Below are 20,478 nucleotides of genomic sequence, written 5' to 3' on the forward strand. Positions count from 1 at the left end.
GGAACCCTCAGCGGGTCCCGGTCCGAAAGTAACGCGGCTATTAAGCGCCGGCCATCTCGGGGGACCCGCTGCTAATAATGCGTACTACGACGACTATATTCGCTACGTTGGATATAAAGTGATCTCTTCGCATTGCCGCCTGTCCCTTCGCTGCCGGATTAAAAGGAAACCTGTCCTTTTTGCATATTACGGGACATAATAAAAGCACTTTCGTGAAATGTCAACTATTACTTTTCCGCGATGATTTTAATTTTTACACGGTCTTTTTTATATGGACTTAATTAAATAACGGCACAAAAGAGATCACAAACCAGAATAAAAGGCGTTCGCCCGTTTTTATAAGCATAACACCTTTTTCTGTTTTTAGAAACTGTCGTCTATTCGGAGCACGGCATCTTTGAGTACCTTCGCGCCGCGTATGAGATCGGCATCGCTCGTAAATTCGTCTTTTGAGTGGCTTATGCCGTTGTGGCTCGGGACAAAGATCATCCCCGTCGGTATGACATGGGCCAGCGGAGAGGAATCATGGGACGCGCCGCTCGGCATCACCGCAGCGGAATATCCGGCCTTGCCGGCGCTCTCTTTTATCGTCTTCACGAGCCTCTCGTCAAGAAGCACCGCCGGCTTCGCGCCAAGTTTTTCTATTGATACGGAGCAGGGAGCGGATCTCTCCGCCATCGCCGAAAACTCCGAGCAGGCGCGTTCGACGGCCGCGTCGTCGATCGAACGCAGTTCAAGTACGAAGCGCGCCTCTTCCGGCACGACGCTGACGTGGCCGGGGGAGAGCTCCAAGACGCCGATATTGCAGACAAGCTCTTTTTGCCCGTCCATCCAGCCGAACCAGTTGTGGATCAGCTCCGCCGCCGCGCGCATGGCGTCTTTTCTCTCCGCCATCGGCGTGGTGCCCGCATGGTTGGCCGCGCCCTTGACGCTGACCGCCAGCCGCGTGATGCCGACGATGCCCGAGGGTACGCCGATCTCGATTCCCCGGCGTTCGAGAAAGGGGCCTTGTTCGATGTGCAGCTCGATAAAGGCCGCGTATTTGTCCAGCTCTCCCTTGCTTTCCGCGATCGCTTTTTCGCCGACGCTGAATCGCGCGAGCTGTTCGCGCCGGTAACCGGTCGGCAGCAGTCCCGCGAAGGCGCGGCTGCCGAAGGTGCCGCCGAGCGGTTCGCCCTCTTCGCCGATGAAGGCGACGACTTCAAGGCTGTGTTTAGAGAGCTCACCGCTCTCTTTTACCGTCCGCAGAACTTCGAGCGCCGCGATTATGCCAAGCGGACCGTCGTAGATGCCGCCGTTATCCACGGAGTCAAGATGCGAGCCGGTGAGGATCGCCTTTTTGCTTTTTCCCTCAAGACGCCCGAAGAGGTTTCCCACCCCGTCAACCCGTGTCTTTAGGCCGGCTTCTTCCATTTTGCCTTTGAGCCACGCGCGCGCTTCGAGGTAGGACGTACTGTAGGCGAGGCGCTGGAGGCCGTGTCCCTCCCTCCAGCCGATTTTTCCCTGCGCGAAGAGGTCGTTAAGAAAACGGTTCTCGTTAATGGCGGGAGCCATTATGCTTTTCCCTTCAGCAGGCATTTGCCGTAGCCGGGTTCGCCCGTTACCTGCCCATCTTCATACACGACTTCGCCGCGCAGGATGACTTTGTCGATCACGCCGTTGAGTTTCCAGCCGTCGAAAACTTTGGCGATGTCTTTGGCCATCGTCCGCATTTGTTCTTTTTCCACCGTGTATTCGGCTTTCGGGTCGCAGAGGACGAAATCCGCGTCGGCGCCGATCTTTATCGCGCCTTTTCGCGGATAGAGGCCGTAGGCCTTCGCGGGGTTTACCGCGATCAGTTCCGCGGCGCGGCGCAGGGAGATCCTTCCGTCCGCGACGGCCTTCATCATGAGGCCGAAGCGTGTCTCAAGTCCGGGGAAACCGGCGGGGGCGAGGAAGATGTCCTGCGGGTTGCGCTCTTTTTCTTCCACCGTGTAGGGGGCGTGGTCGCTTCCCACTGTATCTATCGTGCCGTCCTCTATATAGTCCCACATTTTTTCGACGCGCGCCTTGTCGCGCAGCGCGGGATTGCACTTCGCATAAGCTCCGTATTCGTTGAGGGCCTCTTCCGTAAGGTAAAGGTACTGCGGGCAGGTCTCGATCCAGATCTTCATGCCTTTGGCGCGCGCGGCTTTGGCGGCCTCCACCGCCTCCGGCGTCGAGATATGGACAAGATAGAGGGGACAGTCTATCGTCTCGGCGAGACGGATGAGGCGGTCCACCGCCAGCGCTTCGGCGACGGCGGGACGCGAGGCGGCGTGGTCGCAGGGGGCGACGCGCCCCTCCCTGCGCAGCTCGGCGATCGCTCCCGCGACGAGGTCGTTGTCTTCCCCGTGCGCCGCCATCGGCAGGCCGGTCTTTTTGACCTCTTCCATGACCTTCAGCAGTTCGTAATTCGTTTCGCTCGTGAGGCCGACGAATTCCTTTTCGCGTCCCTCCGGCGCGGCGTGGAGGAAGGTCTTATATCCCCAGACTCCCGCCTCGGCGACGCGGCCTATCTCCTCTATATGCTTGCCTCCCGCCGCGCCGAGGAAGGCGACGTCGACTATCGCCTGCTCCCCGACGGCAGCGACGCGCGGCGCGAGCGTCTCGGGACTGTACTGCGGCGGAGTGGAGATGGGATGTTCGATTATCGTGGTGACGCCGCCCGCGGCGGCGGCCGCCGTGCCCGTCACAAAGGTCTCGCGGTGCGCCCCGCCAGGATAGCGGATATGAACATGCGGGTCTACTCCGCCTGGAAGCAGCGTCAGCCCTCCCGCGTCGATCACCCGGTCGGCCGCGGGAAATTCCTCCGCCGACCCCAGCGCGGTTATCCTGCCGTCTTCCGCCAGCACCCAACCTTTAAAATAATCATCCTCCGTGAGGATCTGCGCGTTTTTGACCAACAATCTTTCCATAATAAAATCGCCTCCGGCTTTGACGGCCGGACTCGATTTTACCGGGCCGGCGTCAGATTTTTAGTTTCTTCGATCAATACGGAGAGCCACATGTCTCTGTCTCTCTCATAGTCAAACCTCGTGCCCGCGACCGTCAGCGCCATGATCAGGTCCGTCCCGCACATGTCGATGTGAACGGATATCGCGGCGACGCCGGGATCCATCTCTTCGACCGATTCGCAATATCCCTTTTCCCTTATCTGTTTCAGATCTTCCCTCAGCAGCTTCGGGTCTGTCACCGTAAATGGCGTGAACGCCTCTAGCTTCTGAGAGAGCACCTTTTTCACAAGCGCCTCAGGAGCGTACGCCAGAAGCATCCTGCCGCTGGCCCCGGCGTGAAAGGGCTGTTCCTCGCCGATTATCGAGGCGATCCTTACAACGCTGTTCGATTCTATCTTGTGCAGACAGACCACCCGTTCGTGGTCGATAATATTGAGGAAGGCGGATTGCCCGCACCGTTTGACCACATTCCGCAGCACGGGATCGATCCTTTTTACCGTGTCGAGATTCACGCGCCATTCGTTGGCCAGCGAGAGGAATTTCAATCCGATATAATAATTCTTGTCCTCTTCGTCCTGATAGGCCCAGCCGATGGCGGTCAGCTCCTGCAATATGCGGTGGACCGTGCTCTTCGGCACCCCGGTAAGCTCCTCTATCTTTCTTACGCTGTGCGCCTCTTCCGAATCTTCGAGCGCCTCCAAGATCGTCAGGATCGTATCTATGGAATCAAAAAACTTTCGCATCGGTCATCCTCCCCGCCTGGCCGCTCTCCGCAACAGGCGTGGAGAATCACCGGACAGCTTTTTATTTGTGCTCGCAGCCGCAGGGCGGCAGGTCGTCCTGTATCCAGACGCCGTCCTCAGGATCGTCAAGAACCTCGCCGTTGGCCACGCTCATCACAGCTTTGAATATCTTATCATAACCCGTGCAGCGGCAGAGGTTCCCTGAGAGGGCCTTTCTCAGTTCGTCCATAGTCGGGTGCGGATTGCGGTCGAGCAGCGCCTTCGAGGAGAGAAGCATACCCGGCGTGCAGTAGCCGCACTGTATCGCGCCGTAGGCGACGAACGCCTTCTGGAGCGGATGAAGGGCCTTCTCGCCGCCGAGCCCCTCTATCGTCAGAATATCCTTTCCCTCGGCGTCGGTTGCGAGCATAAGGCAGGAGTTGACGGGCCTGCCGTCAATCAGCACCGTGCAGGTGCCGCATTCGCCGCCGCCGCATCCGCACTTGGTTCCGGTAAAATGCAGATCGTCGCGCAGAAAATCGAGCAGGGTATGATTTACCGATACCTCTTTAGTCATCGCCTTGCCGTTCAGGATAAAACTTACCTTTTTCTTAAGCATCTCTCTCACCCCTAAGCCTATCTGCAAAGCTCTCTCAGCAGCCCGGCCGCCGCCGCCCTGAGCATGTGGCTCCGGTACGCCGCCGAGCCGCGAACGTCGTCTATCGGCGAGGCCGCGGCGGCGACAAGCCCGGAAATCTTCTCAATATCACGCGCGGCGTCCGAACCTTCAAGCGCCCTTTCCGCTTCCGCCGCCCGGATCGGAGTCGGGGCGACCGAACCCATCGCGATACGGGCCCTCGTACAGACTCCGCCCGCGAACGAAAGGGAGACGGCCATATTCATCACCGCGATATCGGCGGCCTTGCGCGGCCCCATTTTGAAAAACGCCTGCCTGGTATCCGCCGGCATCTTCGGGAGGCGCAGGGCCTTCAATATTTCGCCGCCCTCAAGGCAGTTCTTTCCCGGTCCTTTGAAAAAGTCTATCAGCTTCGTCTCACGCTCATGCCTGCCGTCGGTGATCACCGCGACGGCGTCCGAGACCAGCAGGCCGGGCACCGTGTCCGCACAGGGCGACGAATTGCAGATATTGCCGCCGATGGTGCCGAGGTTGCGCACCTGCGGCGTTCCGATATTGTCCGCCCCTTCCGCGACGGAGCGCCATCCGTCATAAAACTCCTCGGATTCGGCAAGCGCCGCGATCTTCGTCAGCGCTCCGATGATGACCCCGTCGTCCGAGAAGCGCATCCCTCCAAGCTCTTCTATACCTTTAAGATTTACGACCACCGCCGGCTTTCTGACGCCGTGCTTGATCTGCACGACAAGGTCGGTGCCGCCGGCTATCGCCCGCGCGCCCTCCGCCGTCAGCAAATTGCAGGCCTCGGCGACCGTCTTCGGCTCGTAATAATCAAACTCTCTCATAACCTACGCCTCCTTCGCCCACAGCGCTTTGAGTATCTTTTCCGGCGTACAGGGAAGATCGGGAATCCTCACCCCGCACGCGTCATAGATCGCGTTGGCGATCGCCGGAGCCACGGGGTTCGTGACTCCCTCGCCGACGCCCTTCGCCCCCAGAGGCCCCGTTGGCTCCCAGGTCTCCTCCGTGATTACCTCGACAGGCGGCATATCCATCGACGTAAGGATCTTATAATCCCCAAACTGTGCGTTGAGAGGGCGTCCGCTCTTTTTATCAAAAACGGTGTCTTCCATGAGCGCGTATCCGGCCCCCATGTGCACGCCGCCGACGATCTGCCCTTCGACGTTGTTGAGATTCATGATCGTCCCCGCGTCGGCTCCGGCGACGACCCTTACTATATCGACCTTGCCCGTGATAGTGTCTACGTCCACCTCGGCGAAAATGACCGTGAAGTGCGGCGGGCAGGCCTGCGGCCGTATTGTGGAAGTGGCGCAGACGTTGCCCCAGCCGCTGGAAATACCCTTAAGCATCACCTCTCCGACGGACCTGCTCACGCTCGGATCGGCCACAAGATAGATGCGGCTGTCTTTGATGTCGATCTCTTCCAGCCCGCAGCCGAAGACGCGCGCGCCCCATTCGATGATCTGCCCGCGGATATCCGCCGCGCATTTCGCGACCGGCTGCCCCGCGCCGTAAACACCGCGGCTCGCGTGCGTCGCGCCGTCAAAGATCGTGCAGTCGGTATCGCCGTCCTTTATATGCACGTCCTCGTAGCGCAGCCCGACGATCTCCGCGACCATCGAGCAGTAGACGCTCATGTTGCCGCTGCCGCAGTCCGCCGCCGAATTGAGGATCGTCGCCGTGCCGTCCTCGTTCATCTTGACGATCGCCCCGCTCACGTCGATGATGAACTTGTTCGGCTTCTCGGAGCCGCAGCCCGACGTATGGAAGCCGCGGGCGAGCCCGATGCCGCGTTTGATCCAGGGCTTGTCGGGATATGGCACCCGTCCGCTGCCGCGGCCCCTCTTTTCCCAGCCGATGGCAGCCGCGCCTTTTTCCAGGAGCGGCAGCGTGCCGTTTGAACGGATGGTGCTGATGACCGCCGGTCCCTGTCCGTAGAACTTATCTCCGACGGAAAGAATATTCATCTTGCGGAATTCTATCGGTTCGATGCCGAGCCTCTCAGCCGCCTCGTCCATCAGGCTTTCCATCGCCCAGGTGGCCTGCGGGTTTCCGGCGCCGCGCATCGCCGTCAGCGGCGGCGTGTTCGTATAGACGGCGCGCCCAGACATGCGCAGATTGGGGCACTTGTACATCGAAAGCGTGAAGCCCGCGGCGAGCATCATCTTTGAAGATCCGCTGAAAGCATAGGAGCCGGTGTCATCCGTAACATCGGCGTGAAGGGCGATGATCTTCCCCTCTTTCGTAAATCCGGCCTTGAGATCGAGGAGCATCGGGTGGCGGCCGCAGGAGAGGAACATCTCTTCGCGCGTCTTCTCCGCCTTGACCGGAGAACCGGTCCTTAAAGCGAGGAAAGCGCAGATATTTTCAATAAATCCGGTCTGGATGTGGGCGCCGAAGGCTCCGCCGAGGAATACTCGGTGGCAGGTGATCTTTGAAACGGGCAGGCCGAGGGAATAGGCGATATTCATGCGCATGGCATGGATGCCCTGCGAAGTGGCCCAGACATCAACATGCCCGTTTCCGTCGGGCACGCAGAGGACGGCGGTCCTCTCAAGCGGGGCGGGGTTCGGCTTTGAAGTACGGAAATGCTTCGTCAATACTAAATCCGCCTCATCAAAGGCCTTTTCCACGTCTCCGATGGTGATGTCGACCGTGTCGAAGACATTGCCCCTTATATTGACCGGATTGTCGCCCTTGAGCGCCTCCTCGTGTATCACGGGCGCCTCCGGCGCAAGCGTCGATTCAAAATCCAGAGCTGACGGCAGCACCTCGTATTCAACTTTTATCTTTTCGAGGGCCGCCTCCGCCGCTTCTACCGTCTCCGCCGCCACCGCCGCCACGCGGTCACCGACATGGCGCACGTGACGCTCCAGCAGATAACTGTCCTTATACATGATCTCCGGGACATGGAGATACTGATGCATGCTCAATATCTTCGGCACATCGTCGTAGGTTATGATATCGACCACGCCCGGCACGTTCAGCGCCTCGCTTTTATCGACGCTCTTCACGACCGCGTTTGCGTAAGGGCTGCGCAGTATCTTGCAGTGAAGCATATTCGGCACATAAAGGTCGCCGGTATACTTGAGCCTGCCCATCGCCTTGAGGCGCGCCTCCTGCTTCTCCTGCCTTTTGCCAACGATCTGGAAGTTCTTCAAAAGATCTCACTCCTATACTCTCTTAAAATTTTTAATCAGACCCATCGCCTTTATCAACGCTGTAAATCATTTGCGGGAAATATATTTGGGACATTTGTCCCATAACTAAGTCTAATATCATTTACATCGTTTTGTCAATACCCCCTGATAGATAAAATTTTCGCTTAGGTCCGGCCTCTTCAGCTTTTTGTTTACCATGGACAACTTCTGATATTTTTATCCGCAAAAAATCCGCGCCACAGCTAAATGCAATCGACTTGCATAAAGACATGACGCTGCCGGAAGCTGTTAATTTATGTGAAATTTTTTATCGTAAAAATAAACATAAATATATTTATAAAATGCTATTGACAATTCTTACCGCATGGGTATAGAGTATTTGGGACAGATGTCCCTTATGCATAAAAACTATCGGGGCGATATCGCAGCGGCGGCATGAAAGAAAGGAGTGAACGTAGAGCCCTGCCTCCCGGTAATTTATTTAATCATCACGAAAACAGCAAAGCTGATTTCGTATACGGATATCTCTCCCAGCAGCAGGAGGACGACGTCACATGGCAGCGGATGATTTTCCGGCAGGCATCGCCGTCGGCGTGAGAGCTTTTTCCCGGCAGGATCAGCCTCACGGCACACTCACTGAATCATCCAAGCCGCAGCGGCAAAATTCGCGTCGTTTTGTATTAAAGGTCCGTTTTGCTTTTGGCTTAACCGAAAAAACGATCAAAAGATACAAGGGGGAACGCTTCGTGATCAAGTTTATCTTATCAAGTGCCGTAGGGATATTTCTATTTTTCGCTCCTGTCTTCGGCGGTAATGTGCCGCTGGTCGCGCTGGTGGATTTTTTGAAAAAACTGCTTGGCGCGGCATGTATCAACTATCTGGTTCTGCTTTTCTGCCTTTCTCTTATCGTCACCGTGTTTTTGGGCAAGGTGATGAAGATAAAGGTATTTGCGGAATATCATAAAGAGGATGGCCTGGGAAAGATCTTTTTTTACGTACTGGCGGTAATTTTTACCGTGATGGTCATCACCGGCAGGGGGCCGGCGCAGATACTGGATCCGAATATCGGCGGGCTCGCCCTTCCGCTTGCCGGATCCGTGATGCTCACCGTCACTTTTGCCGGCTGGTTTGTGGTAATGATCCTTAAATCCGGGATCGTTGAATTCATGGGCATCCTCATCGAACCGATGATGCGTCCTTGCTTTACGCTCCCAGGCTGCGCCGCGGTCAACGGCATCGCCTCTTTCGTCTCGGCACCGGCCGTCGGCGTGTTTATGACAGAGCAGCTCTATCGCGGGAGGGACTACACCGATAGAGAGGGACTTACCGTACTTACCTGTTTTTCCGTCTGCAGCCTCGGTTTCTTTGGCGTCCTGGTATCTCTCGGCGGCATCGAACATCTCTATGCCCAAGTAGTCATTACATCGTTCGTTCTTACGTTCGTCATCGCCGCTATCTGTGCGCGGATCCCGCCGCTCTCCGGTAAAAGGGACCATTATATCGACGGGACGGAACAGACCGCGCAGGACCGCGTCCCGCGCAAGATCGACCACAGGTTCAGGGCCGCCGTCCAGGCGGGAATAGCGCGGTCGAAGGAGCTGGATTTTAAGGTTTTCATGGCCACACTCTGGAGCGCGATCACTTTTACGCAGAAAATCGTCGCCTATGTCGTGTCGGTCGCGATCGTAGCGCTTCTCCTCGCCGAACACACGCCGCTTTTCACATGGCTGGGAATGCCGATAATTCCCGTGCTTAAGCTGCTTCAGATACCAAATGCGGCTGAGATCGCACCGGCAACGCTGGTCGGGATCGCTGAGATCGCTCTCCCCGTGATCATGATATCGGGAAAGGGCATCGCCGAAGAGAGCATTTTCTTTATAACGGTGCTTTCATCGGTACAGATAATTTTCTTCACGGAAAGCGCAAACGCGATGCTTGAGAGCATCATTCCAGTCACGGTGCTGGATCTTATCATCTGCTTTCTCGTAAGGACGGTGATAGCAATTCCGCTTTTAGCGCTTGTATGTCACTTTTTGTTTTAGATAAAACTGTCCACTGAAAGAAATAGGAGGGAGTGCTTTTTATGAAGCAACTGGGTTTGAAAGAGTACCTTATTCCGGGATCACTTGAGGAGGCCGTCGGGATACTTGACGAATATCCGGGGAATATCGAGATCATCGCCGGGGGGACGGACGTCTTCGTCGACGAGCATCCGGAGCTTGACGCGATGCTCGACATAACAAAGCTCGGACTTGACCATATCGTATTGAAAGAGGGCGTGCTTATCATTGGAAGCTGCGCCACCTACCACGACGTAATCAAGTCGCCGGCTGTTAAAGAAAATTTCAGAGCCCTGTGGGACGCCTCAAATGTCCTGGCCGACATGACGGTAAGAAATATCGCCACCGTAGGCGGCAACATCTGCTCCGCCGTCCCCTCGGGAGACGCCATTCCCTCAATGCTGGCCTGCGGCGCGGAATTCGTGCTCGTCTCAAAGAATGGGGAACGCACGGTCGGAGCGGAAGATTTTTTCATTGGCCCGCGCAAAACCGTTCTCAAGAAAAATGAGCTAATAAAGGAATTTAAAGTGGCGCTGCCCAAAGAGAGGTTCTCAAGCGCCTTTGAAAAGGTGGCGAGAAATTCCGTGGATCTCGCAAACGCTAACGTCGCCGCTTTCGTAAGCTGCGCGGAGGACAAAAGTATCGGCGATATCAGGATCGCGCTCGGCGCGGTCGCCCCGACGGTGGTAAGGGCGAAAAAGGCGGAAAAATTGATGTTGAGCAAGAGACCGGACGAGGAGCTGCTAAATGAGCTTTGCGCGGCAATACCGGAGACAATATCACCGATAACGAACATCCGCAGCACGAAGGAATACCGCACCGAAGTAACGGGCGTTCTTGTAAAGAGAGCCGTCCTGCGGGCCTACGAATCCGCGGCGGCATAGCGGACGGCAATCGGGAGGGGAAAAATATGGGAAAGAAATACGCCATTACTTTTACGCTCAACGGCGCGGAGCGCACGGCTGAAATCGAGGCGGGGACGACAATGTCAACGCTTCTTAGGGAGATATTCCACCAGACGGGGACCAAGGTCGGCTGTGATATCGGCGACTGCGGGGCCTGCACGATAATAATGAACGGCAGGGCCGTGAAGTCCTGCATTCTCCCGGCGATGAAAGCCGACGGCGCAGATATCGTGACTATAGAGGGGCTCGCGGGCAAGGACGGCCTTCATCCGCTGCAGAAAAAGTTCGTAGAGTACGCGGCCGTTCAGTGCGGCTACTGCACGCCGGGCATGATCCTCGCCGCGAAGGCATACCTTGACGAAAATCCCGATCCGACGGAAGAAGAGGTGCGTATAGCCATCTCCGGCAACATCTGCCGGTGTACGGGATATGCGAAACCCGTTCTTGCGATACTCAGCGCCGCAGAAGAGATGAGGGGGGAAGGTAAGTAATGAGCACCAAGCCAGAGGCGAAAAAAATAGAGATACCGGCCCCGGCGACATGGAGAAAGCTCAATGTCGTAGGCAAGAGCCTGCCGAAGGTCGACGTCGTGAATAAGGTCACCGGTGCGGCGGTATACACTTCGGACATATACCTGTCGAATATGCTCACGGGACACCTCGTGCGCTCGCAGCACACACGCGCAAGGATAATATCGATAGACAAAGAGGCGGCGATGAGGGTCCCCGACGTCGCGGACATCATCACCTGCTTCGACGTTCCGGATGTGCATTTCTCCACGGCCGGCTATCCGCGCGAGACGATACTCGGGGTTTGCCCCAATGTGGACCCCAGATATATGGAAGACAGGACGCTCATGGAGCGGGAACTTCGCTACGAGGGCGAGATCGTGGCGCTCATTCTCGCGGAAAACGTTCAGGCCGCCCGCGAGGCGGAATCGCTTCTCAAGATTGAATACGAGGTGCTGCCCCACGTGGCGGACACCGCTTACGCCCTTTCGGAGGAGGCGCCGCTCATCCATGGCGGGACCGGCAAGAACGTCATTGAGACGGAGATGTCCTACGGAGACTTGGAGGAAGGTTTCAAAAAATCCACCCATATTTTTGAGGATTCCATTTCCGTACAGGGACAGCAGCATACCTGCATGGAGACCTCATGCTCGATAGCGCAGATAGAACCGTCGGGAAAGGTCACGCTGTGGAGCACGACGCAGGTCCCGTTCCACATCAGGAGAAACATCCACGAGGTGCTCGGCATCCCGATGAGCAAAATACGCGTCATAAAGCCGGCGATCGGCGGCGGCTTCGGCGAACGCCAAATGGTCCAGAACGAGATACTGTGCGTCTATGCGGCGATGCGCACGAAACGCTCGGTGCGCATCGAGCTGACACGCGAGGAGAACATCGCCTACACTTCGCTGCGCCATCCGGCTGACATTACGCTCAAGACGGGCGTGGACGACGACGGCAAGATACTCGCCTATCAAATGTACGTCCGTTCCTGCGCCGGCGCATACTCCGGGCACAGCAACTACGTCACCAAAGCGATGTGCACGAAAAACCCATATAAGCTGGGAGCGATGTTTTTTCACGCCGATATCACCTTCACCAACAGGCCTGACTCCGGAGCCTACAGAGGCTACGGAAACCCGCAGATGTGCTTCGCGCGCGAATACCACTTCGACCGCATCGCGAAGGAACTGGGCATGGACCCGACCGATTTCAGAAAACGGAACATCGTGCAGGTGGGAGAGCAGAACCCCATCGCGCTCAAGTCAGACTGGGTACTCCAGAGCAACGGATTGGAAGCCTGCATCGATGCCGGCAAAGAGGCGATAAAGTGGGACGAGCGTCGGGAACCGCAAGGCTCAAAGCGTTACGGCAAGGGGATGTCCGCCGCGCTGCACGTGACCGGCATTTCCGCGGAGCCCGACTTCTCATCCGCCACGATAAAGCTCAACGAGGACGGTACGGTCAGCCTCCTCATCGGCTCGCCGGATCTCGGGCAGGGCAGCGATACGACTCATGCGCAGATATGCGCCGAAACGCTGGGGATCAACCTCAAAGACGTCAACGTCCTCTCCGCGGATACCGACGTGACCTCGTTCGACGGCGGAAGCTATTCCTCTCGCCAGACATTCGTCGCGGGAAACGCGATAATCCTCGCGGCCCAAAAGGTGAAGGAGCAGGTGATCAAATACGCGGCGGAAATGACGGGTCAGCAGCGTGGAAATCTTGACACCTACGACGGCTGGATCGTCCGTAAAGAAAACGGGCGCCGGGTGACGTCGATGGCGGACCTAGCCTATTTCGCGGCATACAAGGCGACAGAGCCCATCCACATCTGCGAAAGCGCCAGCTACAACGCGCTTAACTGTCCGCCGGCATTCGCAGCCCACTTCGCCGACGTCGAGGTCGACGTTGAGACTGGCGCGGTGAAGATACTTAACTTCGTGGCGGCACACGACGTCGGCAAGGCGATCAACCCCGACCTGGTGACTGCGCAGGTTGAGGGCGCGGCCGCGCAGGGCATCGGCTACGCGCTCACGGAAGACATGATCTATGACGGTAATGCCAAGCTGCTGAACAACAGCTTTACCGACTATAAAGTACCGCGTTCGACCGACATGTGCCCGATAGAGGTGATCGTCGTCGAGGCTTACGAACCGTCCGGGCCCTACGGCGCCAAGAGCGTCGGCGAAATGGCCGTCGCTCCCGTCGCTCCGGCGATAGCCAACGCCATCTATGACGCGGCGGGAATCAGGATTCCCTCGCTGCCCTTTACAAAAGAAAAAGTGCGGGCGGCGATAAAGGAAAAAATGGCCAAAGAGAAAAAGTCATAAAGCACGATATAAAGATATAAAAACATGAGGAGTCGCCCGCCGCCTCTCCGGCGGGCGGCCCTTAAAGGGGGAAAGAGAGATGGGCAAAAACAAACTTGCGATAGTGCGCGGGGGCGGAGACCTCGCCACGGGAGTGATATACCGGCTTTGGAGGTCAAAATTCGACGTGCTCTGTCTTGAGACGGCCCGCCCTCTTGTGGTGCGCAGGACCGTAGCCGCGGCGGAGGCCGTATTCGACGGGAAGTTTGAAATAGAGGATATGTGCGCCGTAAAGATCGGATCGCTTGCGGAATGGACCGACCGGCGCAAGGTGGCGGTGCTGGTCGACCCGGAGGGAAAATCGATCAGGGAGCTTTCTCCGTCCGTAGTCGTGGACGCGACGATGATGAAGCGTTACTCGGGGACTTCAAAAGATATGGCGCCGCTGGTACTTGCGCTCGGCCCCGGGTTCTCAGCGCCGGAGCAGGTACACGGCGTGATAGAGACGAAACGGGGACATTACCTCGGCAGGCTCATCACCAACGGCTCCGCGATCCCCAACACGGGCGTCCCCGGGATGGAGATGGGCTACACCACGGAACGGTTGCTGCGTGCGCCCGCCGGCGGCTATGTAAAGAATGTGCGCGATATCGGCGACCACGTCGAGCGCGGAGAGCTGATCGCGGCAGTTGGCGAGGCAGAGGTCCGCGCCCAGATAAGCGGTATGCTTCGCGGCCTCATCCACCCAAGCGTAAAGGTGGAGGCGGGGCTCAAGATAGGCGACGTCGATCCCAGAAACGTCAGGGAACACTGCTTCAGCATCACGGACAAAGCTCTGGCGATCGCCGGCGGCGTGCTAGAGGCGATAATGGGCTTCGCCTGCCGCTGACTTCAGGCGCGGCGGCCTTATGAAACGAAACGAGGGGCATTCGATGAAGAAGATACTTGTCCTCAACGGGAGTCCGCAGAAAGACGACGGAACAAACATAATACTGAGAAGGCTCACCGAGGCATTAAACACCTCCGCGCCGGGTGCTGAAGCGGATAAATTTGATCTCGCCGCAAAGAAGATAAGCATCGGGCACTGCGGATACTGCGGCAAATGCAAAAGTATCAGCGGCGGCGAGTGCATATTCAACAACGCGGCCTCCGTCTTCATCAGAAAGGTATTCGTCGCCGACATTGTGGTGATAGGGACGCCGGTCTATTCGTGGGGGATCTCCTCGCAGCTCGAGATCGCGGTGAAAAAGCTCTTCGCGGAGGCGGTGGAGCTTCAGCGGCGCAGCCGCGGACTGATGCTGCTCACGGAAGATATGGAGGAACACTATAAAAAGACTTCGGCGAAGCTCGACGGGTATTTCCGCTTTGTCTCGGAACATCTGAGATGGAATTATCTCGGCTGCGTACCGTTTCCCGCCGTCGGAGGAAAGAGCGGCGACTGTGAAAGCGAGATACTGGGCAAAATAGCCGCGGTAAAAGAAAAATTGGCTTGATTATATATTTTTTACCCATTCCAACGCCTGCTGCCGGAAGGGTGTCCCGCGCCAAACGCGGCCGGGGCGCCTTCCGGTTCTTTTCACAAACAACGGGCTGGATCCACTTTGACGCGGGTTCCTTATTGATATTAACGCCTGACGAAATGCTCTGGACTGGGATATAATTAATTGATGCAACACAATTGAAGGAGAGAGACGATGGCTGCTGCGGCTGGTGCGAATATAAAATACATGTCAAAGGTTTTCGAACTTTTTTTCCGATACAGGCTTGAGCTGTCGCTTCCCGAGACCGCGGCGCAATGCAGGACGACCGAATCTCAGGTCAAACCGATACTGGAAAAACTTGCCGAAAGGGGCTGGCTTTCCTTCTCAAAAGAAAAAAAGACATACCGCTATGGGATGATGCTCCTTCCGTTCACAAGGGAGGAGGTCATAAAGGCGGAGCTTGTACGCCAGTTCACGCCCGTAATGAAGCAGCTTTCAGAGGATTGCAGCCAAAGCGTGATGCTCAATTTTCTTGAGGGCATAAAATCCATCTGCATACAGAAGATAAATCCTAAAAACGCGATACACATCGCGGCAAGGGTCGGCAGCGAATCGCCGCTCCACGCCGGGAGCAGTTCGCGGGTGCTTCTTGCCTACGCGCCGGAGGCGGTGCGTAAAGAGGTGATGTCGTCTCCGCTCGAGAAATACACCCCCTTTACCATTACCTCTCCGGAAGAACTCAACGATTCGCTTTTTGAGATCCGCAGAACTGGCTGCTGCTGCAGCATAGAAGAACGGGACCCAGGAGCCGGAGCCGTCTCCTGCGCAATACTTGACGACAGCAACAACCTTTTGGCGGGGCTCTCGATCATCGGCACGCGCTTTGCTTATGAGACGGAAGGGGCGCTCTGGAAGGCGCTTCTTCTTGAGGCCGTCAAAAAAGTCAAACTGGCATAGACAAAACAGAACGTTGTAACCTCAACCTGCTTGCAATATAATTGCAAGCAGGTTGCCGAGAGGGGGAGTTTTCTTGAATACGGAAAAAATCTTGAGCAGCGCCGGACTGCGTACTACGCGCCAGCGCAGGGTCATACTTGAGCTGCTTATCCGGCATGGTTCGCCGATGTCGCACAGCGAGATTCTTTCGATGATCGACGACCACCTGGACCGCGTCACTCTTTACCGCACGCTTGATACGCTGAAAAACTCCGGCATCGTCCATCAGGTGCAGGGCATTGACGGCGTGTGGCGCTTCTGCGCCCACGAACAGGACACCGACGGCTGCCCCGGAGATCATCCGCATTTTCTCTGCCTCTCCTGCGGGAAGATGTTCTGCCTCCCCGGCCAGAAGATGCCGCGCGTGAACGTGCCCGAAGGAATGCATGTGGAGGGGAAGCAGCTTGTGGTATACGGCACATGTCCCGACTGCGCCGTCCAAAAGACGGAAGAAGAAAAGGAAGAGAATAAATGAAGATCACAACGATCCCGCTGGAAGAGGCCGTCGGACTGCCGCTGGCCCACGACCTGACACAGATCGACGCGAAAAACCACAAAAAATCCGCCCGTTTTAAAAAGGGACAGGTGATAACCGAGGCCGACCTAGAGACGCTGCGCGGCATGGGACGTGAAAATCTCTCGATAATGGAGATGTCCCCCGGCGACGTGCATGAGGATGACGCCGCCCGTCAGCTCGGCGAGGTCCTCTGCGGCGACAATCTGCGGCTGACGGAGCCATCCGAGGGACGCTGCAATCTCGTCGCCGAAAGCTCGGGGATACTCTGGTATCTCGCGGAGACGGTGAACCGCGTCAACCAGGACCCAGACTGGGTGCTTTCGGCGCTCGCGCCGCACCGCCCCGTGCTCGCGGGACAGGTGGTGGCTGGGTTCCGCATCCGCCCGCTCGTGATGGAGGACTACCGCGTGGAGCGCGCCGTCGCGGCTGTACGCGGAGGCAAACCTTTCACGGTACTGCCCTTCAAACCGCTGAAGGTCGGACTGATAACGACCGGCAAAGAGATCGTCGACAAGAAGGTGGAGGACGCCTTTCGTCCCAAGCTGCTGGAAAAATTGTCGCGCCTCAACGGCACATTGATGGGGCAGCGCTTCCGCACCGATTCGCTTGAGCAGATAAGCGAGGCGATCGCCGCCTTCCTCAGCGAGGGGGCGGACGTGATAATCTGTACGGGCGGCATGAGCGTCGACGCGGACGACAAGACGCCGGGCGCCATTCGCAGCCGCTGCCGCAAGATCTCTTTCCAGGGCACGCCGGCGCTGCCGGGAGCGATGCTGATGCTCGGCTGGGCCGAATCGCCTGAAGACGGACGCGACGTCGCGGTCATCGGCGCGCCGGCCTGCGTCGCCTTCGACGACAGGACGGCGCTCGATAAGCTGCTGCCCTTCGTATTCGCGGGCATGGAACCGGGAGACCTCGTGCGCCGGTGGGGCGTCGGCGGCCTCTGCGAACACTGTCCCACCTGTCATTATCCCGCCTGTTCTTTCGCCGCGGGCAGTTAAAATTTGAGCGTTATACGCGCCGTGCGGTTTTCACCGTATAAAATATATAAAAAATAGAGGCGATAGGATGAATATCGAACTTTTAAATAAAATCAACGAAGAGGTGCAGGCGGGGAGATATGGCGTGCTCTGCACCGTGACGGGCGAGAGCGGCTCCACGCCGCGCAGCCGCGGGGCGTCGATGTGGGTGCGGCCTGACGGCAGCATCGCGGGGACGATCGGCGGCGGGCTCATCGAGTATGAGGCGATACAGGAGGCTCTGCGGCTGATGAACAGCGGCGAGCCTTCGCGCACCTGGCATAAGAACTTGACGGAGCGCGACGGCATGGCCTGCGGCGGCAGCGCCGACGTCTATATGGAGACGATCGGCCGCTGCGACGAGCTCGTCATCTTCGGCGGCGGCCATGTCGGGCGCGCGGTCGCCGAGCTGGGGGCATTCGCCGGCTTCCGCGTCACGGTCTGGGACGAGCGGCCGGAGTTCGCCAACGACGAACATATTCCATGGGCGCGCAACATCGCCTGCCCCATCGATAAGATATATGAAAACGGCATAACCCTCCACGAACGCAGCTACATCGTCATAATGACGCGCGGGCACGCGCTGGATGCCGAGGCCGTCGCCGTCACCGACAAAAAGCCGGGGGCCTATTACGGCATGATCGGATCGCGCAGCAAGATAGCGACGGTGCGCAAGATGCTGCTTGAGCGCGGCGTGAGCGAGGAGCACCTCGACCGCATATACCAGCCGATCGGGCTGCCGATCAAGGCCGAAACGCCAAACGAGATCGCCGTATCGGTAATGGCGGAGATAATAGCGGTAAAATACGGCGCCGATATCAAGAAACTGCGCGGATAGACAAGAAACGCATCCCAGGATCCGTTATTTACCCTTTGAGGCGGGACTTTCGTACTTTATAAGTATGAAAGTCTCTTTTTTCATGCCGGGGTGAGGGCGGTCAAAGGTGAAACGCCGGCGGCGGCGCTTCACACGACGGGCGCCCGTCATACTGACGCGGCGGGATGGAATCAAGGGACGCCCGCTACAGTCTGGAGGAGATCTCCCTCGCCGCCGCCGCTACCTTGGCACCAAAAATGGCCGCGTCATAATCCGTGAAACGAAATGACGGCGCGGTGAGGCTGATGGCCGCCACGGGATAATTTTTTCGATTCAATATCGCCGCACCGATACAGCGGATATTTTCTTCATTCTCCTGGTTTTCTTCCGCGTATCCCTGATTTCGGAAGCGGGCTAGCATCTCTCTGAGCCTATCGGGAGAGGTCACTGTAAGCTTCGTCCTCGGCGTCATCTCCGCCCCGGCGAGATAGGCGTCCAGTTCAGCCTGCGGCAGCGCGGCAAGGATCGCGCGCCCGGCAGCGGTGCAGTAAAGCGGCAGCGCGGAGCCGAGCCGCGACCACCGCAGGACGACCGTCTGCGGGCTGTTCAGCCTGTCCGCATACTGCGCGCAGCCATGTTCGTACACCGACAGATGAACCGTCTCCTTTGATTCGTCGCGCAGCTGCCTCATATACGGCTGAGCCATCTCCGCTATGCCCGAGGCCAGATGAAATCCGTTGCTCCACAACAGCACAGTAGGCCCCAGGCGATAGAGCCCCTCCTCCGTCTTAAGGATGACGTTGTCTTCGCAAAGAGTGTTCAGTATCCTGTGGACGGTGGCTTTTGGCATATCCAACTCCTTTGAGAGCTCGGAGATGCCGCTTGCTTTGTCGTTGTTGGCTATATAGTTCATCAGTTTTATCGTCTTTCTCAATACGGCCACACCCTGGTCCATTCTCAATGCCTCCATTCCATGTTATGGAACAATATTCTACATAGAGTCAAAAAGCTGTCAAGCTGACTTTTTATTATTTTATAGAAAATACTTGACAAACAATTATTACTTTGCTTTAATTAGCTCAACGATTCCGAATTACGATATACTGTTTCACAATACAGAACATAAGGGTGCGATATGATACTCCGGCAGGGCTGCCGTCTCTTTTGGGCGTCTGCGGCGGGCTCAAACGCGATACCGGAGTAAGCGGTGAAAGTTTATATCTATGATATGACCGCAGCGCGGAGCCCCAAAAGCGGCGGCCAAGCGCACGGCAGCGATATATAAGATCACAGCCATATATTTGGGAGGCATTCAACTATGAAAAGGTACGTAACTTTTGGCGAACTGATGCTGAGACTTTCACCTCCTGGCCGCGAACTCCTCTTTCAAAGCCCGTCTCTGACGGCGACATTCGGAGGCGCCGAGGCGAACGTCGCCGTCTCTCTCGCGAACTACGGAGAGACGGTCTCGTTCGTAACGTCGCTCCCCAAGAACGCGGTGGCGGATTCGGCGCTTCGGGAGCTTCGCGGATTCGGTGTCGACACTTCGTTCATCCGGCGCGGCGGCGAGAGGGTCGGCATCTATTACGCGGAGGCCGGTTCCTGTATGAGACCTTCGAAGGTCATCTACGACCGCGCACACTCTTCGATCACGGAGGTCTCGCCCGCGGATTTCAACTGGGAAGAAATCTTTGCCGGCGCGCACTGGTTCCACACCACCGGCATCACGCCCGCGATCTCTGCCGGTACGGCGGCGGCGGCGCTCGAGGCGGTGAAGGCCGCCAAAAAATTCGGACTGCGGGTCTCCTGCGACCTGAACTACAGGAAGAAGCTCTGGAAGTGGGGCAAGAGCCCGCAAGAGGTCATGACCGAGATGGCGGGCTGCGTTGACATTCTCATCGCAAACGAAGAGGACTGTCAGAAATGCCTCGGTATCGAACTCGACGTCGACGTCACCGCCGGCAGCCTCGATTCCTCAAAATACAAGCTGCTCGCGGAAAAGATAATGAAGCGCTTTCCGAACATCTCCGCCCTCGCGGTCAGCCTCCGCGAAAGCGTCAGCGCCGATTGGAACAACTGGTCCATCGTCATGGCGACAAAGGAAGGCTTCTACGTCAGCAAAAAATATGAGATAAGAAACATCGTCGACCGCATCGGCGGAGGGGATTCTTTCGGTTCGGGCCTCATCTGGGGGCTCAGCAACCTGGAGGGGCCGCAGGCGGCGATAGAGTTCGCGGCGGCGGCTTCCGCGCTGAAGCATACGATATACGGCGACTACAACAGGGTCACCGTGAAAGACGTGATGGCGCTCGCGGGCGGAGACGCCTCGGGGCGCGTTCAGAGGTGAAC

18 protein-coding genes are annotated in these 20,478 nt (G+C 57.3%); 11 read left to right on the forward strand and 7 right to left on the reverse strand.

All coding sequences use genetic code 11. The features are described 5' to 3' along the window. Window positions 1-363: 363 nt before the first annotated feature. The 6 genes from CLOEV_RS14130 to CLOEV_RS14155 all read right to left on the reverse strand — a co-directional run bounded on the left by CLOEV_RS14130 (window position 364) and on the right by CLOEV_RS14155 (window position 7,513). Window positions 364-1,554 (reverse strand): M20 family metallo-hydrolase, encoded by a 1,191-nt coding sequence (locus CLOEV_RS14130; RefSeq protein ID WP_034444527.1) that lies wholly within the window; start codon window positions 1,552-1,554, stop codon window positions 364-366. Continuing rightward, window positions 1,554-2,936, reverse strand: a complete 1,383-nt coding sequence (gene allB / locus CLOEV_RS14135; protein ID WP_034444529.1) for an allantoinase AllB — start codon at window positions 2,934-2,936, stop codon at window positions 1,554-1,556. Before allB ends, CLOEV_RS14130 begins: the two co-directional genes overlap by 1 nt. A 38-nt stretch (window positions 2,937-2,974) precedes the next feature. After that, complete coding sequence (locus CLOEV_RS14140) at window positions 2,975-3,718, reverse strand: IclR family transcriptional regulator (protein ID WP_034444532.1); 744 nt, start codon at window positions 3,716-3,718, stop codon at window positions 2,975-2,977. Between the two features lie 61 nt (window positions 3,719-3,779). Continuing rightward, complete coding sequence (locus tag CLOEV_RS14145) at window positions 3,780-4,316, reverse strand: (2Fe-2S)-binding protein (protein WP_034444533.1); 537 nt, start codon at window positions 4,314-4,316, stop codon at window positions 3,780-3,782. Window positions 4,317-4,333: 17 nt separating this feature from the next. Further along, window positions 4,334-5,176: an FAD binding domain-containing protein gene (locus tag CLOEV_RS14150; RefSeq protein WP_051485132.1), complete on the reverse strand. Its 843-nt coding sequence runs from the start codon at window positions 5,174-5,176 to the stop codon at window positions 4,334-4,336. 3 nt (window positions 5,177-5,179) lie between these two features. Next, window positions 5,180-7,513 carry a xanthine dehydrogenase family protein molybdopterin-binding subunit gene (locus CLOEV_RS14155; RefSeq protein ID WP_051485133.1) on the reverse strand — a complete coding sequence of 778 codons (2,334 nt, stop codon included), beginning with the start codon at window positions 7,511-7,513 and terminating at the stop codon, window positions 5,180-5,182. A 554-nt stretch (window positions 7,514-8,067) separates the two neighbouring features. On the opposite strand from CLOEV_RS14155, the gene CLOEV_RS14160 reads away from it, so the two are divergent. The 10 genes from CLOEV_RS14160 to CLOEV_RS14205 all read left to right on the forward strand — a co-directional run bounded on the left by CLOEV_RS14160 (window position 8,068) and on the right by CLOEV_RS14205 (window position 18,150). Further along, window positions 8,068-9,555: a YjiH family protein gene (locus CLOEV_RS14160; RefSeq protein WP_084482452.1), complete on the forward strand. Its 1,488-nt coding sequence runs from the start codon at window positions 8,068-8,070 to the stop codon at window positions 9,553-9,555. A gap of 41 nt (window positions 9,556-9,596) precedes the next feature. Further along, a complete protein-coding gene (locus CLOEV_RS14165; protein WP_034444534.1) occupies window positions 9,597-10,457 on the forward strand; it encodes an FAD binding domain-containing protein in 861 nt (286 codons plus the stop codon). Between the two features lie 26 nt (window positions 10,458-10,483). After that, the gene (locus CLOEV_RS14170) at window positions 10,484-10,969 is read left to right on the forward strand and encodes a (2Fe-2S)-binding protein (protein WP_034444536.1); all 486 of its coding nucleotides are present in this window, start codon (window positions 10,484-10,486) and stop codon (window positions 10,967-10,969) included. Continuing rightward, window positions 10,969-13,320, forward strand: a complete 2,352-nt coding sequence (locus tag CLOEV_RS14175; protein WP_034444538.1) for a xanthine dehydrogenase family protein molybdopterin-binding subunit — start codon at window positions 10,969-10,971, stop codon at window positions 13,318-13,320. The genes CLOEV_RS14170 and CLOEV_RS14175 overlap by 1 nt, the downstream gene beginning before the upstream one ends. 79 nt (window positions 13,321-13,399) lie before the next feature. After that, a complete protein-coding gene (gene yqeB / locus CLOEV_RS14180; protein WP_034444540.1) occupies window positions 13,400-14,188 on the forward strand; it encodes a selenium-dependent molybdenum cofactor biosynthesis protein YqeB in 789 nt (262 codons plus the stop codon). 43 nt (window positions 14,189-14,231) lie between these two features. Next, a complete protein-coding gene (locus tag CLOEV_RS14185) occupies window positions 14,232-14,792 on the forward strand; it encodes a flavodoxin family protein (protein ID WP_034444542.1) in 561 nt (186 codons plus the stop codon). 201 nt (window positions 14,793-14,993) lie between these two features. Beyond that, complete coding sequence (locus CLOEV_RS14190) at window positions 14,994-15,737, forward strand: IclR family transcriptional regulator (protein ID WP_034444544.1); 744 nt, start codon at window positions 14,994-14,996, stop codon at window positions 15,735-15,737. A 73-nt stretch (window positions 15,738-15,810) separates the two neighbouring features. Beyond that, complete coding sequence (locus tag CLOEV_RS14195; protein WP_008708893.1) at window positions 15,811-16,251, forward strand: Fur family transcriptional regulator; 441 nt, start codon at window positions 15,811-15,813, stop codon at window positions 16,249-16,251. Then, a complete protein-coding gene (locus tag CLOEV_RS14200) occupies window positions 16,248-17,294 on the forward strand; it encodes a molybdopterin-binding protein (RefSeq protein WP_008708891.1) in 1,047 nt (348 codons plus the stop codon). The genes CLOEV_RS14195 and CLOEV_RS14200 overlap by 4 nt, the downstream gene beginning before the upstream one ends. 67 nt (window positions 17,295-17,361) lie before the next feature. Continuing rightward, entirely contained in the window at window positions 17,362-18,150 is a 789-nt protein-coding gene (locus CLOEV_RS14205) for an XdhC family protein (protein WP_008708890.1), read from the forward strand. A gap of 184 nt (window positions 18,151-18,334) precedes the next feature. Here CLOEV_RS14205 and CLOEV_RS14210 read toward each other — a convergent pair whose 3' ends face one another. Then, window positions 18,335-19,084 carry an IclR family transcriptional regulator gene (locus CLOEV_RS14210; RefSeq protein WP_034444547.1) on the reverse strand — a complete coding sequence of 250 codons (750 nt, stop codon included), beginning with the start codon at window positions 19,082-19,084 and terminating at the stop codon, window positions 18,335-18,337. A gap of 363 nt (window positions 19,085-19,447) precedes the next feature. On the opposite strand from CLOEV_RS14210, the gene CLOEV_RS14215 reads away from it, so the two are divergent. Further along, a complete protein-coding gene (locus CLOEV_RS14215) occupies window positions 19,448-20,476 on the forward strand; it encodes a sugar kinase (protein ID WP_034444549.1) in 1,029 nt (342 codons plus the stop codon). Window positions 20,477-20,478 lie beyond the last annotated feature (2 nt).

The sequence above is a fragment of the Cloacibacillus evryensis DSM 19522 genome (genome assembly GCF_000585335.1).
GTDB classification, from domain to species: Bacteria; Synergistota; Synergistia; order Synergistales; family Synergistaceae; genus Cloacibacillus; species Cloacibacillus evryensis.

Coding starts and splice junctions, on each gene's coding strand:
- CLOEV_RS14130 (WP_034444527.1), bottom strand. CDS start 1,554: ATGGCTCCCGCCATTAACGAGAACCGTTTTCTTAACGACCTCTTCGCG.
- allB (WP_034444529.1), bottom strand. CDS start 2,936: ATGGAAAGATTGTTGGTCAAAAACGCGCAGATCCTCACGGAGGATGAT.
- CLOEV_RS14140 (WP_034444532.1), bottom strand. CDS start 3,718: ATGCGAAAGTTTTTTGATTCCATAGATACGATCCTGACGATCTTGGAG.
- CLOEV_RS14145 (WP_034444533.1), bottom strand. CDS start 4,316: ATGCTTAAGAAAAAGGTAAGTTTTATCCTGAACGGCAAGGCGATGACT.
- CLOEV_RS14150 (WP_051485132.1), bottom strand. CDS start 5,176: ATGAGAGAGTTTGATTATTACGAGCCGAAGACGGTCGCCGAGGCCTGC.
- CLOEV_RS14160 (WP_084482452.1), top strand. CDS start 8,068: ATGGCAGCGGATGATTTTCCGGCAGGCATCGCCGTCGGCGTGAGAGCT.
- CLOEV_RS14165 (WP_034444534.1), top strand. CDS start 9,597: ATGAAGCAACTGGGTTTGAAAGAGTACCTTATTCCGGGATCACTTGAG.
- CLOEV_RS14170 (WP_034444536.1), top strand. CDS start 10,484: ATGGGAAAGAAATACGCCATTACTTTTACGCTCAACGGCGCGGAGCGC.
- CLOEV_RS14175 (WP_034444538.1), top strand. CDS start 10,969: ATGAGCACCAAGCCAGAGGCGAAAAAAATAGAGATACCGGCCCCGGCG.
- yqeB (WP_034444540.1), top strand. CDS start 13,400: ATGGGCAAAAACAAACTTGCGATAGTGCGCGGGGGCGGAGACCTCGCC.
- CLOEV_RS14185 (WP_034444542.1), top strand. CDS start 14,232: ATGAAGAAGATACTTGTCCTCAACGGGAGTCCGCAGAAAGACGACGGA.
- CLOEV_RS14190 (WP_034444544.1), top strand. CDS start 14,994: ATGGCTGCTGCGGCTGGTGCGAATATAAAATACATGTCAAAGGTTTTC.
- CLOEV_RS14200 (WP_008708891.1), top strand. CDS start 16,248: ATGAAGATCACAACGATCCCGCTGGAAGAGGCCGTCGGACTGCCGCTG.
- CLOEV_RS14205 (WP_008708890.1), top strand. CDS start 17,362: ATGAATATCGAACTTTTAAATAAAATCAACGAAGAGGTGCAGGCGGGG.
- CLOEV_RS14210 (WP_034444547.1), bottom strand. CDS start 19,084: ATGGACCAGGGTGTGGCCGTATTGAGAAAGACGATAAAACTGATGAAC.
- CLOEV_RS14215 (WP_034444549.1), top strand. CDS start 19,448: ATGAAAAGGTACGTAACTTTTGGCGAACTGATGCTGAGACTTTCACCT.